Genomic DNA, 16,023 nt, shown 5'->3' on the forward strand with positions numbered 1-16,023 from the left:
CTACTTCCATGCCGGGCCGTGGTCTCTCGCATACGTGAGATACATAGATCGGCAGACACTGACCGTGTCGATTCATATACCCTTGGTAGGCCAAAGTTGGTGCGAGCAGATCGGGCGGCGAACGTGTCGATCAGGAACGACCCCACGCCCCCGTGTCGGCGATGCGGCGCACTGCTGGCCACAGATCACCGAGGCGTGGTCTGCTCCCCATGCCAGGCGGCGGGTCGCAGCCACATCGGTTCTCAGCCGCCAAGCCTTCCAGCCGAGTTCTGGACTACACAGACATTCCTTGAGGCCTTCCGGGGCCGCCACATCGGTCGGGTGCTACGCGCCTATCGGCTCCACCAGCATCACCGGGCGGAATATGGGCCGCGTGGAGTCCCTCAGAGCATCGTCGGCCAGTGGCTGGGCCTTACACAGGCTCAGATCAGCCGGATCGAGACCGGATCACCTGTGACCGACTTGGTCTCCCTGATCCACTTCGCTCGGGTGTTGCACGTGCCTGCCGAGCAGCTGTGGTTCAGCCTCCCCGAGAAGGCGCCGGCACCACGAACCTCATCGTCCCTCATGGCCGAACCCGGCACACCGGTAAGCGAAGTAGTTGCCAGCCAGCAGTCATGGCGCTCCACTCGTCAATACCTCAACGCCAACCGCGCGCAGCTCTCGCAAGCGGCAAGCGCGCTGTATCCCAATGAGATTCACGTACCAGGCACTGCCCTATTGATGCCACCAGCTTGGACACCTCCGGCTCCCGTGCCCCTTCACCGCGTTCTCCTCAAGTGGGCCGACGCCGCACCGAAGTTGCCGCTGGTCGACGGTAGAGAGGTCGAGGCTCGCGAGACCTTGCCGCTGTACAGCCCCAGCCGCTCGTTCGAGCGTTATACCCAGGCTGTTCGGTACATCGACTCGCCGGCCCTGTTCGAAAATCGCCCGAGCTACCGGCTGACTGACATCAAATGGAATCAGGACGGTGGCGGCGAGCTCTCCTTCAATCTGGCCACCTACTTCGACAAGCTCGACGTCTGCGAAGCTGTCGGGCATGAGTTCGCTTCCGCCACCCAAGGGAACGCCGCCAGCTGGGCCCGTCTACCCCTGCGGCGCTTGCTGAACGATCCGTTCGACCTGGAGCTGCGGGCCGTCACGCCAGCCATCACCACCCTGTTGTTGCGAGTTCGAGCTTCTGGTGAGGCCAGGTTTCTGCTGCACTGGCGCGATCCACGCAAGGTGGCCACTGCTGGGGGCCTTTACGACACCATTCCGGCTGGAGAGTTCCAGCCCAGCACGATCTCGGGGGATCCAACCGGCAATGACTTCAGCCTCTGGCACAACATCGTCAGAGAGCTCAACGAGGAACTGCTGGGCGCACCAGAGTACGACGGATCCGACAGTCGGCCTCTCAACTACGATCGCTGGCCGCTCTACCGGTCGCTTGAGCGCGCTCGCCGAGCCCAGCAGCTCCGGGTTTACTGCTTTGGTGTCGGCTGTGACGCGCTCACCCTGGCAGCGACCATCCCCAGCGTGCTGGTGATCAACGACGACGTGTTCGAGGAACTCTTCGGCGAAGTAGTCAGGACCAACGCCGAGGGTGTTACGGTCACCGAGTGGAACGGCCAGGACACCTCAGCTGGCATCCCCTTCATCGAACGGAATGTCTCACAGTTCATCAGGAATGAGCCCATGGCGCCGCCGGGCGCGGCATGCTTGGCGCTGGCCTGGAAGCACCGCGACATGCTACTCAACTCATAGCCAGGCACGAATCGTCGCACACGGTATGCAAAACAAGGAGCATCGTGCCTAGCACGTCCGCGGCAGATGACCGGTCGAGTTCCATCAACGGCACCGAACAGTGGCGGCGGGCTCGGGAGTACCTGAACGATCACCGCTTCGATTTGACCGGCCAGATCTTGACCAAGGCCGCTCCCGAACACCTTGTTCCAGAGACGCCCCTACTGGCGCGACCTTACTGGATTCCGGAACAGCCCGTGCCTCTTGAGCGCATCCGGCTGCGGTGGCAGCCGGATGCGCCGGATGCCCTCCTGGACGGGAGCGAGTCGGAGCTCGACCACATTCGGCCACGCCGGGAGGATGGCACCCCGTATCTCTATTACGCGGATGCTGTCAGGGAATTGGCCAGGCCCCGGCTGTTCGAGAATCGAAGCTGCTACCGGCTACTGAACGTCGACGGCCTGACGCTGACCTTCGGGCGGGGGCAGTACTTCGACGTCATCAACATCTGCGAAGCCGCCGCGCACGAGTACGCTTCATTCGTCCTGGGTGAAGCCACCGATACCCCCTTCCGAGCGGCCGTCGGCGATCCGACCGACCTCGCGCGGCGTCCCGTCATGGCGGCCACCAGCACCCTCGTCATCCGCCACGAACGCCGCACCGGCGACGCCGAGTTCGTCCTTCACTGGCGCGACCCCGCGAAGGTCGCCAGCGGGGGCGGCCTCTACCAGGTGATGCCCGTCGGGATGTTCCAGGCCTCGCACGACGCACCCTGGAACGAGGCCAATGACTTCGACCTCTGGCGCTCCATCCTCCGTGAACTGAGCGAGGAACTCCTCGGCGCCACCGAGGACTACGGGAGCGACAAGGCCCCCATCGACTACGCCTCCTGGCCCTTCGCCCAAAAGCTCAGCACCGCACGGGAGTCCGGCAGCCTCCGCATGTACTGGCTGGGCCTCGGGATGGACCCGCTGACCTACGTCACCGACATGCTCACCGTGGCCGTCTTCGACTCGGAGCTGTTCGACGAGACGTTCCAGCGGATCGTCTCCAGCAACGACGAGGGCCGCCGCGTGGGACTGGAGGATGCCACCGGGAGCTCAACCGGAATCCCCTTCACCGCCGTTCAAGTGGATCGCCTCACCACCACGGAGCCGATGCAGCCCGCCGGGGCGGCGCTCCTGCGGCTGGCCTGGCGGCACCGGGACGTACTCCTGTAGCGCCGACCCCACTGCTGTAAGTTCCAGAACGAAACTTACAGAACATCGGGGGGCGAACGTGGGGACAGGAGCGTTCTGGCGGTACTGGGCCGCCTCGACCGTCAGCCGGCTCGGCGACCAGGTGACGGCGGTGGCGCTGCCGCTGATCGCGGTGGTGGTGCTGCACGCGTCGGCGGTGGAGGTCGGGCTGATCACCGGGGCCGGGTACGTCGCGTGGTTGGTGCTGGGGTTGCCCGCCGGGGTCCTGGTGCAACGCTTGCCACTGCGCGGCACCCAGGTGGCGATGGACGTGGTGCGTGGGCTCGCGGTGGCGTCGGTGCCGGTGGCGGCCGTGTTCGGGGTGCTGGGGATGCCCCAACTGGTCGTGGTGGCGCTGCTGGTGGGCGCCGCGAGTGTGCTGTTCGACGTGGGGAACCAGACCTTCCTGCCCTCGATCGTCGCCAAGGAGCAGCTGACCGCCCGCAACAGTCTGATCGCGAGCAGCGTGGCCGCGACCGAGCTGGCCGGGCCGTCGCTGGGCGGTGTGCTGGTGCAACTGGTGGGCGGGGCGGCGTCGATGGTGCTGGACGCGGCCAGCTACCTCGCCTCGGCCGCGCTGCTGGGCGGCCTGCCGCGCGGAGCAGAGCGGCAGGCCGCGAAGGCCGCGACGGCCGGACAACAGATCCGCGAGGGTTGGCAGTTCGTCGTCCGGCACCCGGTGATCCGGGCGTACACCGCCGGGGCCACCGCCGTGAACGTCGGTTACGGCGGGCTGATGACGCTGACTCCGGTCTTCCTGGTCCGCACGCTCGGCGCGCCGCCCGTGGCGGTCGGCGCGCTGATGGCCACCGGCGGGCTCGGCAGCGTCATCGGGGCCTCGCTCACGCCCCGGCTGGTCGCCCGGTTCGGCAGTGCCCGGACGCTGTGCGGGGCGGCGGTGTGCGCGAGTGCCTTCCTCCTGCTGCTCCCGTTGGCCGGGCCCGGTTGGGGGGCGGCGGTCTTCGCCCTCGGCAGCGCGGGGTACTACGGCGGCGTCGTGGTCACCGCCGTCGTCACCCGTACCCACCGGCAGGCCCGGACTCCGCCGGAGTTGCTGTCCCGGGTGGTCGCCACCTTCCGGTTCGTCTCCTGGAGCACCATCCCGGTGGGCGCGGTCGCCGCCGGGGCCGCCGCCTCGGCCTTCGGCCCCCGCACCGCTCTCGCGCTGCTCGCCGTGGCCGGGGTGGCGAGCCCGGTCATCCTGCTGGCCGGTCCGGTCCGTCGCCTGCGCGAGCTGGCCTGAGCACGGGCAGCGCGAGAGCCCGTGGCAAGTCGCGCGCTACCGCAACGTGCGGAAGGCGGTGCGGAGTTCCCGCGCCAGGAGCTGCGGCTGCTCCCAGGCGGCGAAGTGGCCGCCGCGGTCGACCTCGTTCCAGTGGACGATGTTGCCGTACGTCCGCTCGCCCCAGCTGCGCGGCGCGGGGTAGATCTCACCGGGGAACACGGTGACCGCCACCGGCACGTCCGGGATCGGGACGGCGTTGAACGGGCCGCCGCCGGCCTGGTGGCCCTCCCAGTACAGCCGCGAGGACGAGGCCCCGGTGTCGGTCAGCCAGTACAGCGAGATGGCGTCGAGCATCTCGTCGTACGTGAGGACCTTCTCCGGCTCGCCGCCCGAGTCGGTCCACTCCGCGAACTTGTCGTAGTAGTAGGCGGCCATGCCGACCGGCGAGTCGTGCAGGGCGTAGGCGATCGTCTGCGGGGTCTCGTTCATCATCGCCGCGTAGCCGAAGCCGTCGCGGTAGAAGTGCAGCAGGCGGTCGTACGCCGTCACCTCTCGCGCCGAGAGGCTCGCCGGGGCGGGGTCGAAGTTGCGCAGGTGGGCCAGGATGTCCGGCGGGACGGTGCCCGGCATGTTGATGTGGATGCCCAGGAGTCCGGCGGGCCGCTCGGTGGCGAGGATCTCGGAGACGATCGCGCCCCAGTCGCCGCCCTGGGAGACGTAGCGGCGGTAGCCCAGGCGCTGCATGAGGGTGTGGAACGCGTGCGCCGTCCGGGCCGGGTTCCAGCCGGCCTTCGTCGGCTTGCCGGAGAAGCCGTAGCCGGGCAGCGTCGGCAGGACGAGGTGGAAGGCGTCCTCGGCCCGCCCACCGTGCGCCGTGGGGTTGACCAGCGGGTCGATGACCTTGAGCAGTTCGATGACGGAGCCGGGCCAGCCGTGCGTCATGAGCATCGGCAGGGCGTCGGCGTGCGGCGAGCGGATGTGGGCGAACTGGATGTCCAGGCCGTCGATCTCGGTGATGAACTGCGGCAGGGCGTTGAGCCGGCGTTCGGCCTTGCGCCAGTCGTACCCGCTGCCCCAGTACTCGACCAGCGGGCGGAGTTTGGCCAGCTGCGCGCCCTGGGAGCGGTCGGACACGGTTTCCGGGTCGGGCCAGCGGGTCATCCGGATGCGCTGCCGAAGCTGCTGGAGGTCCTGTTCGGCGACCTTGATGCGGAACGGCCGCACCCCGGCCGTCTCGGGCACCGGGGCGTACCCGCTCTGCCCACCGGAGGCGTGCGCCGTGCCGGGCGTCGCGAGCTGGGTGGCGGCGACCAGGCCGCCCGCCGCGCCGGCGGCCAGGCCCAGGAAGCGGCGGCGGTCAGGGCCGGGCGCGGTGGAGTTGTCGTTCGTTCCCATGACGGGTCCCCTCTCTCGGGTCACTCATCGGCTCGCGCGGCGCGGCCGGCCGAAGCCGGACGTGTACGGCGGAGCCACTGGCCCGAGCCTGCCGCAGCGCCGCCGACGGAACATCCGTCATCTGACGGCCGTCATCGAGGTCGAGTGGCGGGGTTCGGTCGCACTGCCGGGCAGTCAAATGACTGATGCCACGGGTACGACCGCGAAGGGATCGGCGCCGGGATCAGCGGCGCCCGACGGCCTGGCGGGTGCGGCGGACGGCGCGGTGGAGGCGCTGGAGGGCGACGAAGCGGTGCATCCGGCCGGCCGCCGTCAGGCGGTACTTGAGGCGCAGCTGGGGGCTGAGGCCGGCCTGGGCCTCGGGGCCGATGGCGCGCAGGAGGCGGCTGACGTGCTGCTGGTAGGCGGCGCGGTAGGCGTGGTCGCCGTCGGGGACGGTCCAGAAGAACATCGGGATCTCCTCGACCAGGCAGTTGCGGTCGTAGGCGCGCAGGTGCTCGGCGAAGGCGGGTTCGGGGCGGGCGAGCAGCCATTCGCGGACGAGTTCCATCGAGCGGACCCGGTCGACCAGGCCGCGTGGGTCGGTCTTCTTCTGGGTGATGGAGAGGTCGCCGTCCTCGCGGACGCGCCAGTGGTAGATCGGGTCGGCGAGGACGTCGACGCGTTCGGCGAGGAAGTGGTGGGGCACGCTGACCGGGGCGTCCTCGTAGAGGATGCCCTCGGGGTAGCACAGGCCGGCCGTGTCGAAGAAGGAGCGCCGGTAGACCTTGTTCCAGGCGGTGCGGTCGGTGATCAGGGCGGGCAGTTCGCTGACGTGGGTGCGCAGCCGGGTCTCGCGGAACGGGCGGCGGTGGGCGTGCGAGGGGGTGAGGCCGGTGGTGCGCAGGCGCAGGGCGTTGCCGGCGGCGAAGTCGGAGCCGGTCTCGCCGAGCGTGCTGATCATCAGCTGGTAGGCGTGCGGCGGCACGATGTCGTCGCTGTCGACGAAGGCCAGGTACTCGGTGCCGGGGGTGAGGTGGCGCCAGCCGGTGTTGCGGGCGGCGCCCAGGCCCTGGTTCTCCTGCCGGACCAGCCGGAAGCGCCGGTCCCGTTCGGCGTGGTCCTGCGCGATGGCGGGGCCGTCGTCGGTCGAGCCGTCGTCGACCATGACGCACTCGAAGTCCTCGAAGGTCTGGGCCGCGATCGAGTCCAGGCACTCCGGCAGGTAGCGCTCGACGTTGTGGATCGGGACGACCAGGGAGAGACGCGGGGCCATCGGGCGCCCTTTCGCTCGGCGGCAGCGGCGGCGGCAGCAGCAGCGGACGGGCCGGGGCCGTCAGCGGCCGGCACCGGCGGTGGTCCGAGCGAGCGTAGGGAGCCGACGCGACCGGCAGGCGAACGGCGGGTGTCGCCCGGCCTGCGGCGGGGTGCAGCACCCGTCCCGTTCGTCAACTCCCGTCACGGGAGCACTCATTGGCGGAAGGACCCGGACCACCCGACCGGCCCGGGTCCTTCCGTCACCCGATCAGGAGATCACCTGACCGGGAAATCGCCCGATCCGGAGATCAGGCGCCCTGGACGGCCGCGAAGCGGGCCGACACGTCCTGCCAGTTGACGACGTCCCACAGGCGGGTGACGTAGTCCGGGCGGACGTTGCGGTACTGGAGGTAGTACGCGTGCTCCCAGGCGTCGAAGGCCAGCAGCGGGGTGGTGTTCTGGCCGACGTTGCCGTGGTGGTCGTAGACCTGCTCGACGATCAGACGCTTGCCGAGCGGCTCCCAGGACAGGATGCCCCAGCCGGAGCCCTGCACGCCGGTGGTGGCGTTGGTGAGCTGCTTCTTGAAGGCCTCGAAGCTGCCGAAGTGCTCGGTGATGGCGTCGGCCAGCTCGCCCTCGGGGCGGTCGCCGCCCTCGGGCGAGAGGTTCTGCCAGAACAGCGAGTGCAGCACGTGGCCCGACAGGTGGAAGGCGAAGGTCTTCTGAAGGCCGACCAGGCCGCCGAACTGCTCCTTGTCGCGGGCCTCGGCCAGCTGGTCCAGGGTGTCGTTGGCGCCCTTGACGTACGCGGCGTGGTGCTTGGAGTGGTGCAGCTCCAGGATCTCGGCCGACATCGCCCGCTCCAGCGCGGAGTAGTCGTACGGCAGGTCGGGAAGCGAGTAGGTGCCCATCAGGACACGGCCCCTTTCGGCGGGTTGAACCGTGGTGAACGGTCGTGGACGGTGCTGATCGTGACAGCGGTGATCGTGCCGGGACAACACTATTGCGTATCAGTTGCAACAGCGCAGCATGGGCTCCTGCTTATTCCTCACGCCCCGTCGGGCACAATGGTCCCCGTTCCGCGTAATGACCGACAAGGGTGAGTGACCATGACAGAGTCGCCGGTGGTACTGGGCATCGAGTCCTCCTGCGACGAGACCGGCGCGGGCCTGGTGCGCGACGGGGTGCTGCTCGGGCAGGCGGTGGCCTCCTCGATGGACGAGCACGCCCGCTACGGCGGGGTGGTCCCGGAGATCGCCGCCCGGGCGCATGTGCACGCGATGGCGCCGGTGGTCCAGGAGGCGCTGGACCGGGCCGGGCTCACCCTGGCGGACGTCGGCGCGGTCGCGGTGACCACCGGTCCGGGGCTGGCCGGGGCGCTCCAGGTGGGCGTGGCCGCCGCCAAGGGGTACGCCTTCTCGCTCGGCGCGCCGCTGTACGGCGTGCATCACCTGGCCGGGCACGTCGCCGCGGCCACCCTGGACGGCGGGCCGCTGCCCGACCCGTGCGTGGTGCTGATCGTCTCCGGCGGTCACACCTCGCTGCTGCTGGTCCGTGACCTGGCCCGCGACCCGATCGTCCACCTCGGCGACACCCTGGACGACGCGGCCGGCGAGTGCTTCGACAAGGTCGCCCGGATCCTGGGACTCCCCTACCCGGGCGGGCCCGCCATCGACCGCGCGGCCCGCACCGGCGATCCGACGGCCGTCCGGCTGCCGCGCCCGCTGACCGGGCCGAGGGACGACCCGTACGCGTTCTCCTTCTCCGGCCTGAAGACCGCCGCCGCCCGCTGGGTCGAGGCCCAGCGCGGGGCGCGGAGCGAGACCCGGGTGCCGGACGCGGCGGCCGCGTTGCAGGAGGCGATCGCGGACGTACTGACCCGCAAGGCGGTCCGGGCCTGCGTCGACCACGGGATCGGCACCCTGGTGGTGGTCGGCGGGGTCGCGGCCAACTCCCGGGTGCGGGCGCTGGCCGAGCAGCGCTGCGCGGCGGCCGGGATCGCGCTGCGGGTGCCGCCGCTGCGGCTGTGCACCGACAACGGCGCGATGGTGGCCGCGATCGGGGACCTGCTGGCCCGCTCGGGCGCGGCGCCGGCCCCGGCGGACCTGTCGGTGGACCCGTCGGCGCCGCTGGAGTTCGCGGCACTCACCCCGCGGCCGTAGACCGCAGCGGACCTGACAACGTTTCGGTCTCGCCGGGAGGCAATCCGCTCCCGGGCCTTCCCTCCGCTTTCCCAGCTGTGCCATTTTACATGTCACACGTCATGGCCCATCCCCACCTCGCACGGGCCGCCCCCACCCTCGACCGGCCCCGGAGGCCCCACCGATGCACCCCTCCAGGCACACCCGGATCTCCCGGATCCCCCGCATGACGAAGGACGGCGCACGCGGACTCCCCGCGCTCGGCGCCGCCCTCCTCCTCGCCCTCGGCCTGCTCACCCCACAGGCACAGGCCCACGCCGCCGAGAACCCGACGGTCAAGGCCCCACAGGCCGCGAAGAGCGCGCCGCGCTCGATCCCCGCCCCCAAGTCCCCCGACACCCCCGAGGACGCCCGGCCGCTCGCCGCGGAGCAGCGGGCCAGGGCCGCCGCCCCGACGGCGGGCAGCTCCGTCGGCGCCGTCCCCGCGGCCCGGCAGCCGGCCGCCGCCTGCGACGTCTCCGCCTTCGCCGGCACGTCCGGCGCCGCGCTGGTCCAGCAGGTCAAGGCGGCCGGGCTCGACTGCGTCAACTCGCTGTTCCAGCTCACCGGCAACGACGCCAAGGGCGCCTTCGACGAGGCCCAGATGACCACCGTCGCCAACGCCCTGCGCGACACCTCCGCCGCTTACCCCGGCGACAACTCCACCTCCGCCGGGCAGCTGGTGCTCTTCCTGCGGGCCGGCTACTACGTGCAGTGGAACCACGCGGACGCCGTGGGCCCGTACGGCGACGGCCTCAGGACCGCCGTCCGCGGCGCGCTGGACGCCTTCTTCGCCGCCCCGCGCACCCGGGACGTCACCGACGCCAACGGGGCCACCCTCGCCGAGGCCGTCACCCTGATCGACAGCGCCCGGGAGAACGCCCGCTACACCGGCGTGGTCAAGCGGCTGCTGAACGACTACACGGGCAGCTGGCCCGCCGCGATGACCTCCGCCGTCGCCAACACCGAGACGGTCATCGAGCGCGGCTTCGACCTGCCGGAGTTCGTCTCCGCCCTCCAGGCCGACCCGACCTTCGCCACCACCGTGTCGTCCTTCGTCACCCGCAACAGCGCTCTGATGAACGGCGGCGACCTGGTCACCAGGATCGGCATCCAGCTCGGGAACCTGGTCGCGAGCGACGCGCTGCGCGCCCAGGGCCGGCCGCTCGTCAAGGACCTGATCAACCGCTACCCGCTGGTCGGCAGCACCGGCCCGCTCACCATGAACCTGCTCTGGTTCACGGAGAAGAAGGACGCCGGCAACTGCTCCTTCTACGGCACCTGCGACGTGCCCGCCAAGCTCGTCCCGCTGGTGCTCACCGTCGACCACACCTGCAACGCCGACCTGCGCATCCGCGCGCAGGAGATGACCGCGCAGCAGCTCGCCGACACCTGCACCAGCCTGATCGAGCAGGACGCGTTCTTCCACCCGATCGTCAAGGACAACGGGCCGGTCAAGGACGACCACAACACCAGCCTGGAGGTCGTCGTCTTCGACGACTACTACAACTACAGCCTGTACGCCTGGGAGATGTACGGCATCGCGGTCGACAACGGCGGCATGTACGAGGAGGGCGACCCGGCCAAGGCCGGCAACCAGGCCCGCTTCATCGCCCACGAGGCCTCGTGGCTGCGCCCGCAGTTCCAGATCTGGAACCTCAACCACGAGTACACCCACTACCTCGACGGCCGCTACGACATGTACGGCGACTTCGAGGCCGGCATGACCACCCCGACCGTCTGGTGGGTCGAGGGCCTCGCCGAGTACGTCTCCTACGGCCACCGCGGCGCCCACTACGACGCCGCCGTCACCCAGGCCGGCAAGGGCACCTACGCGCTGAGCACCCTGTTCGACACCACCTACGACAACGCGGACTCCACCCGCGTCTACAACTGGGGCTACCTGGCCGTCCGTTACATGCTCCAGTCGCACCCGCAGGACGTCTCCGCGCTGCTCGCCCAGTACCGCGTCGGCGACTGGAACGGCGCCCGCACCCTGCTGAAGACCACCATCGGCACCCGCTACGACGCCGACTTCGCCGGCTGGCTCAAGGCCTGCGCCGCCGACAACTGCGGCTCGCTGCCCACCGACCAGGCCCCGCTGTGCACCGCCGCCGACACCCGGCAGTACGACCGGAACTGCCGCCGGGACGGCGTCGCGGCCACCACCGGCAACTACGCCTACAGCTTCCTGTACCTGCCGGCCGGTGTGCACCAGTTGACCATCACCACCGGCGGCGGCACCGGCAACGCCGATCTCTACTACAACGGCGGCGCCTGGGCCACCACCGGCTCGTACCTGGCCAAGTCGACCAACGGCGGCAACGGCGAGACCCTGACCGTCGCCGACCCGCCGTCCGGCTGGGTGTACTTCAGCCTGTACGGGCAGCAGGGCTTCGACGGCGTCACCGTCACCACGACCTACAACTGACCGACCCGCGCCATTCACGCGCAGGAGGGCCCCGCGGCACCGCGGGGCCCTCTCCCGTTTCCCCGGGCAACTCCCGCTTCTCCCAAGCAATTCCGGATTCGGTTATAACGATTGGAAACCGAATAGCCCGTCAACACTTCGCAAAGGATTGAATATTCCCCTCCAGAGGGGGTTCTCGGAGGCCTCTGATTCGGTTAGGGTCCTGAGCCAGATGAACCGTCCGGCGCCTGCTCAGGGAATGCCGGACACCACCTCAGGCTCAGGTCCGACGATTTCGCCGTACCGAAATGCCGCCATCACGGAATGGAGAGCACTCATGAAGATGATCAAGTCGATCGTGAAGAAGTTCAAGAAGAACGAGGACCTCGCGAACCACGCGTGGGTGCTGCACGTCATCTGACGTAGCCGCTCTCCGGCGGGGGTCGTGGGTCGGCCACGCCCCCGCCGGCGCCGCACCGAAGGCATTTCACCGCCATTTCGAAATGGAGGACCGATTCCCATGGCAGAAATGGCACCGGCGATACCGCGCAGCCATTCCGTCGTCTTCGCCCCGAGGATTCAGGAACTGCTGTCCAGGGACGAGAAGGTATTCCGGATCGACCCGACGAAGGTCGGCGTCGCGGACTCCCGGCTGATGGCCGAAATCGTCGCGGCCCGCCCCGTGCTCGCCACCGAGCGCTCGGTCTACAAGCCCGCCGCCGGAGCCGAGATCCCCCACGACAGCGCGACCCGCACCATCCGGGCCCTCGGACAGGACGCCATGGCGGGCATCCGCAAGCCCCCGCCCCCGGGCCGCGGCATGTCCGGCTCCTGGCCCTACGCGGGCACCTCGTACCTGCGCCGCTGGCTGTTCGGCGCCGACCCGCTGCCGGTCTCGCTGCTGTCCAAGCGCGGCATCACCCGCTCCGACGCCCTCTCCCGGCTCGTCGACCACGCCGTCACCGTCTTTCCCGGCGGCGCCGAACAGGACGGACGCACCGCGCTCGCCGGACTGATCCGCGACGCCGCCGACCCGCTGGAGCGCAAGCAGGCCGTCGCGATGTACCGGCGGGCGACGGCCACCCTCTGCGACGGCGTGGCCGCCCTCGCCGGCAACGCCCTGTGGCTGATGGGCCCGGAGCGGGAACGGCCGGAGAGCCTCACCCCCGTCCTCTGGGAGACGCTGCGGCTGCTCCCGCCGGCCTGGATGCTCTACCGCAACGGCGGTACGGCGTACACCGCGCTGCACCCCGAGATCCGGCCCGAGGACGATGTCGTGCTCCTCCCGCTGCTGATGCACCGCCACCCGGACTACTGGCCGGACCCGCTGGAGTTCCGGCCCGAGCGGTGGGACGGCGTCGCGGACCCGGAGAAGACGCCCGCGTTCATGCCCTTCGGCTACGAGGGCGCGCGCTGCTGGGCCAAGCACCTGGTCGTACCGCTCGCGGAGCGGCTGCTGACCGCCGCCCTCGACAGCCGGATCGTCATCCGCAGCCCGCGACAGGACGCGGAAGTGCCGCTGCGCTCGCTGCTCTCGGCACGTTTCGAGGCTCGGGCCGGGGCATGAGCGACACCACGGCATCGCCCACGCTCGCCGCCTGGGTCGGCGACGTCGAGGGCTTCACCCGTCGGCAGTGGCAGCGCGAGCCCGCGCTCTTCGCTCCTGACGCTCTCGCCCCGGCGTTCGACCTCGACGAGCTGGACGCCGCCTTCGAGGGGGGCCTGCTGCGCACCCCGTACCTGGAGATGGTCCGCTCCGACAAGGTCACCATCCCGCCCGAGGCCTTCACCACCGCCCGCGCGATCAACGGCGTCACCCACCACGGCTTCGCCGACCGCGCCAAGGTCCTCGCCCTGCTGCGCCAAGGGGCGACCCTGCTGCTGCGCCGCGTCGATCAGTGGCACCGCCCGACCGGCGAACTGGTGGCGCGGCTGTCCGAGGAGCTGGACCGGCGGGTGGAGGCCTTCTTCTTCGTCACCCCGGCCGGCGGCCAGGGCCTCGCGGTGCACCGCGACGACGCCGACGTGTTCGTCCTCCAGGCCGACGGACGGAAGACCTGGTACGTCCACGACGCGCCGACGGCGGCGGACTGGCGGCTCGGCGAACTCCCGGACGACGAGCACTCCCCGCTGCGGCTGCACGGCGTCCTCGAACCCGGCGGCGTGCTCTACATCCCGCGCGGCTTCGCCCACCGCGCGGTCGGCGCCGGCGGGCTCTCCGCCCACCTCTCACTGACCGTCCGCGACCTCTCCGTCCAGGACCTGCGCACCGCCCTGGAACGGGAGTTGGCCGAAGGCCTGGCGCTCCCGGCACGCCCGCTCGGCGAGGCCGCGATCGCCGACGCCTGCGCCGCCCTGCTCGACCACGTCCGGGCACGGCTCGACGCGATCGGGCCGGAGGAGCTGCTGCGCGCCGCCCGCGCCGCCGAGGCGTCCGGTCCAGCGACGACGAAGCCTGAGACCCTCGCCGCGGCCGCCCGGACCTGGGAGCCCGGTGCGCCCGTCGCCGGACGCACCGGGCCGGCCTTCGTCAGCCGCACCTGGCGCAGGCTGCGCGACGCGGCCCGCGCCTGAAACCGCGCCTGACCGCCGTACGGATCAGTCGGCCTCCCCCGCACCCGTCCGCTGGGCGGGCACCGCGCGGTCCCGCTGGAGGTCCAGCAGTTCACGGAACAGGCCGTCCGGGCGGGCGGCCAGCTCGGACCAGGTGCCGGACTGGACGATCCGGCCCTGGTCCATCACCAGCACCCGGTCCGCGACCGCCGCGTTGGCGATGTTGTGGGTGACCAGCAGGGTGATCCGGCCCGGGGCGAGGTCGCGCAGGGCGTGCAGGATGCGGTGCTCGGCGCGCGGGTCCAGGTCGGAGGTCGGCTCGTCCAGGATCAGCAGGCCGGGGCTGCGCACCGTACGGTAGAGCGCCCGGGCCACCGCCGCGCGCTGCCAGCCACCGCCGGACAACTCGGCTCCGCCCCACCAGCCTTGGGCCAGCAGGGTGCGCCAGCCGGAGCGCAGCCGGGCGACGATCTCGTCGAAGCCGGTGCGCGCGGCCGCGGCTTCGACGTCGGCCATCAGCCGCTCGGTGGGGTGGCCCAGGTGGACGTTCTCGGCGGCGCCCAGCGGCCAGCGGGCGAACTCCTGCGGCACCCGGGCCACCCGGGACCACATGCCGTCCGCGTCCAGCTCCTCGACCGGCACGCCGTCCCAGGTGATCCGGCCCGACTGTGGCAGGTAGAGGCCGGAGAGCAGCTTCAGCAGGGTCGACTTGCCGCTGCCGTTCTGCCCGATGACGGCGACCACCTCCCCGGCCCGCAGGGTCATGCTGATCCCGCGCAGGGCCGGCTCCTGCTGTTCGCCCGGGTAGCGGTGGATCAGGTCGGTCACTTCGACCGACTGCGGTGCGCCGGGCATCAGTCGGCCGCGCCGGATGCGGTGGCCGCCGGCCTCGTCCAGGAAGGTGAAGTAGTCGTCCAGGTAGAGGCCCATCCGGTACAGCCGGGCGCCGTTGCCGACCAGGCCGTGCAGGCCGGAGGCGGCGGTGCGCAGCGCGAAGGTGGCGGTGCCGGCCGCGGCCAGGTCGATCCGGCCGGCGCCCACCAGGTAGAGCAGGACGCCCCAGATCAGCGCGCTGCCCGCGCCGGTGCCGAGCGCGGCCAGCAGCGACACCTGGGCGGCCTGCCGGGTGGCCCGGTCGGCGGCCGCGACGATCTTCTCCTCGGCGCGGCGGTACTTGGCCATCAGGAAGGGCGTGACCTGGTCCGAACGGACCTGGTCGGCACGGTTCTTGTCGATCAGGTACCACCGGTAGACGCGCAGCGCCCCGCGGTCCTCGTCGGTGGCCACCGCCGCCAGGTAGTGGATCCGGGCGGTGCGCACCGCGCCCACCCCGGTGGGCACCGAGCCGAGCAGCAGCAGCGGCACCAGCCAGGGGTGCAGGGTGGCCAGGACACCCGCGGCGGCGGCCAGCGAGACGGTGGAGGCGATCACGTCCTGGGCGTTGGAGAGCAGGTCGGGCGTGGTGGAGGCGCCCCGGTCGGCGGCCTCCCACTGTTCGTTGTAGGCGGGTTCGTCGTACGCCTTCAGCTCGGCGGCGCAGCCGGCCGCGATCAGCGCCAGCTCCGCCTCCCGGGTGATCCGGGGCGAGACCCGCCCGGACAGACCGACCACGGCGATGCCCAGCACGGCGCGCAGCGCGGCCGAGACGGTGAGCAGCAGCAGCGAGGGGGCGGCGGTGCGCAGGTGCTCGGTGACCGGTCCGGGCACCAGCAGCGCGCCCAGGGTGCCGGTGGTGGCGTACAGGGCGAGCGCGCCGAACACGCCGGCCAGCGCCTGGCAGACCAGCAGCAGCACGCTGGAGGTCCGGTCCGCCGCCCAGGCCAGCATCATGGCGCGGCGCACCAGGTGCGGCAGGCGGCGCAGCATGGCGCTCGCCGACATCGAGGCGCCGGCCTGGGCGCGGCGGTCGCCGGGGAAGCGCAGCCGCAGCTCCTCGTCGTGCGCGCTCTCGTTCTCGTCCGTCCTGACCTGGGGTTCCTCGGGTTTCACGACCTGCTGGGACACAGTGTTCCTCCCTGGTACGGCGGCGGGTGGCCGCGGCGGATCCGCACCCGGGCAGCC

At 71.0% G+C, this 16,023-nt stretch carries 12 protein-coding genes; 8 read left to right on the forward strand and 4 right to left on the reverse strand.

The window, feature by feature from the left end:
• The first annotated feature begins 453 nt into the window (after positions 1 to 453).
• The 3 genes from QWJ13_RS01200 to QWJ13_RS01210 are packed head-to-tail and all read left to right on the forward strand — an operon-like array spanning position 454 to position 4,206.
• Entirely contained in the window at positions 454 to 1,746 is a 1,293-nt protein-coding gene (locus QWJ13_RS01200; RefSeq protein WP_316519907.1) for an XRE family transcriptional regulator, read from the forward strand.
• A gap of 44 nt (positions 1,747 to 1,790) precedes the next feature.
• On the forward strand, positions 1,791 to 2,945 hold the full coding sequence (locus tag QWJ13_RS01205; protein WP_316519908.1) for an XRE family transcriptional regulator: 1,155 nt from the start codon (positions 1,791 to 1,793) through the stop codon (positions 2,943 to 2,945).
• Between the two features lie 58 nt (positions 2,946 to 3,003).
• The gene (locus tag QWJ13_RS01210) at positions 3,004 to 4,206 is read left to right on the forward strand and encodes an MFS transporter (RefSeq protein WP_316519909.1); all 1,203 of its coding nucleotides are present in this window, start codon (positions 3,004 to 3,006) and stop codon (positions 4,204 to 4,206) included.
• Between the two features lie 36 nt (positions 4,207 to 4,242).
• Here QWJ13_RS01210 and QWJ13_RS01215 read toward each other — a convergent pair whose 3' ends face one another.
• The 3 genes from QWJ13_RS01215 to QWJ13_RS01225 all read right to left on the reverse strand — a co-directional run bounded on the left by QWJ13_RS01215 (position 4,243) and on the right by QWJ13_RS01225 (position 7,730).
• Entirely contained in the window at positions 4,243 to 5,583 is a 1,341-nt protein-coding gene (locus QWJ13_RS01215; RefSeq protein WP_316519910.1) for an epoxide hydrolase family protein, read from the reverse strand.
• Positions 5,584 to 5,806: 223 nt separating this feature from the next.
• Entirely contained in the window at positions 5,807 to 6,838 is a 1,032-nt protein-coding gene (locus tag QWJ13_RS01220) for a glycosyltransferase family 2 protein (protein WP_316519912.1), read from the reverse strand.
• Positions 6,839 to 7,127: 289 nt separating this feature from the next.
• Positions 7,128 to 7,730 (reverse strand): superoxide dismutase, encoded by a 603-nt coding sequence (locus QWJ13_RS01225; protein ID WP_316519913.1) that lies wholly within the window; start codon positions 7,728 to 7,730, stop codon positions 7,128 to 7,130.
• A 198-nt stretch (positions 7,731 to 7,928) separates the two neighbouring features.
• Here QWJ13_RS01225 and tsaD point away from each other — a divergent pair, with 198 nt between their 5' ends.
• The 5 genes from tsaD to QWJ13_RS01250 all read left to right on the forward strand — a co-directional run bounded on the left by tsaD (position 7,929) and on the right by QWJ13_RS01250 (position 13,983).
• Positions 7,929 to 8,981, forward strand: a complete 1,053-nt coding sequence (gene tsaD, locus QWJ13_RS01230) for a tRNA (adenosine(37)-N6)-threonylcarbamoyltransferase complex transferase subunit TsaD (RefSeq protein WP_316519914.1) — start codon at positions 7,929 to 7,931, stop codon at positions 8,979 to 8,981.
• 205 nt (positions 8,982 to 9,186) lie between these two features.
• Complete coding sequence (locus QWJ13_RS01235) at positions 9,187 to 11,430, forward strand: collagenase (RefSeq protein WP_316519915.1); 2,244 nt, start codon at positions 9,187 to 9,189, stop codon at positions 11,428 to 11,430.
• Between the two features lie 211 nt (positions 11,431 to 11,641).
• Positions 11,642 to 11,830, forward strand: coding sequence for a hypothetical protein (locus QWJ13_RS01240; protein WP_316519916.1), 189 nt, complete (start codon positions 11,642 to 11,644; stop codon positions 11,828 to 11,830).
• A gap of 99 nt (positions 11,831 to 11,929) precedes the next feature.
• Positions 11,930 to 12,976, forward strand: a complete 1,047-nt coding sequence (locus tag QWJ13_RS01245) for a cytochrome P450 (RefSeq protein ID WP_316519917.1) — start codon at positions 11,930 to 11,932, stop codon at positions 12,974 to 12,976.
• Positions 12,973 to 13,983: a JmjC domain-containing protein gene (locus tag QWJ13_RS01250; protein WP_316519918.1), complete on the forward strand. Its 1,011-nt coding sequence runs from the start codon at positions 12,973 to 12,975 to the stop codon at positions 13,981 to 13,983. Before QWJ13_RS01245 ends, QWJ13_RS01250 begins: the two co-directional genes overlap by 4 nt.
• 24 nt (positions 13,984 to 14,007) lie before the next feature.
• Here QWJ13_RS01250 and QWJ13_RS01255 read toward each other — a convergent pair whose 3' ends face one another.
• Entirely contained in the window at positions 14,008 to 15,966 is a 1,959-nt protein-coding gene (locus QWJ13_RS01255) for an ATP-binding cassette domain-containing protein (protein WP_316519919.1), read from the reverse strand.
• Between the last annotated feature and the right edge of the window lie 57 nt (positions 15,967 to 16,023).

This window comes from Kitasatospora brasiliensis, from assembly GCF_032654805.1.
Taxonomy (GTDB): Bacteria; Actinomycetota; Actinomycetes; order Streptomycetales; family Streptomycetaceae; genus Kitasatospora; species Kitasatospora brasiliensis.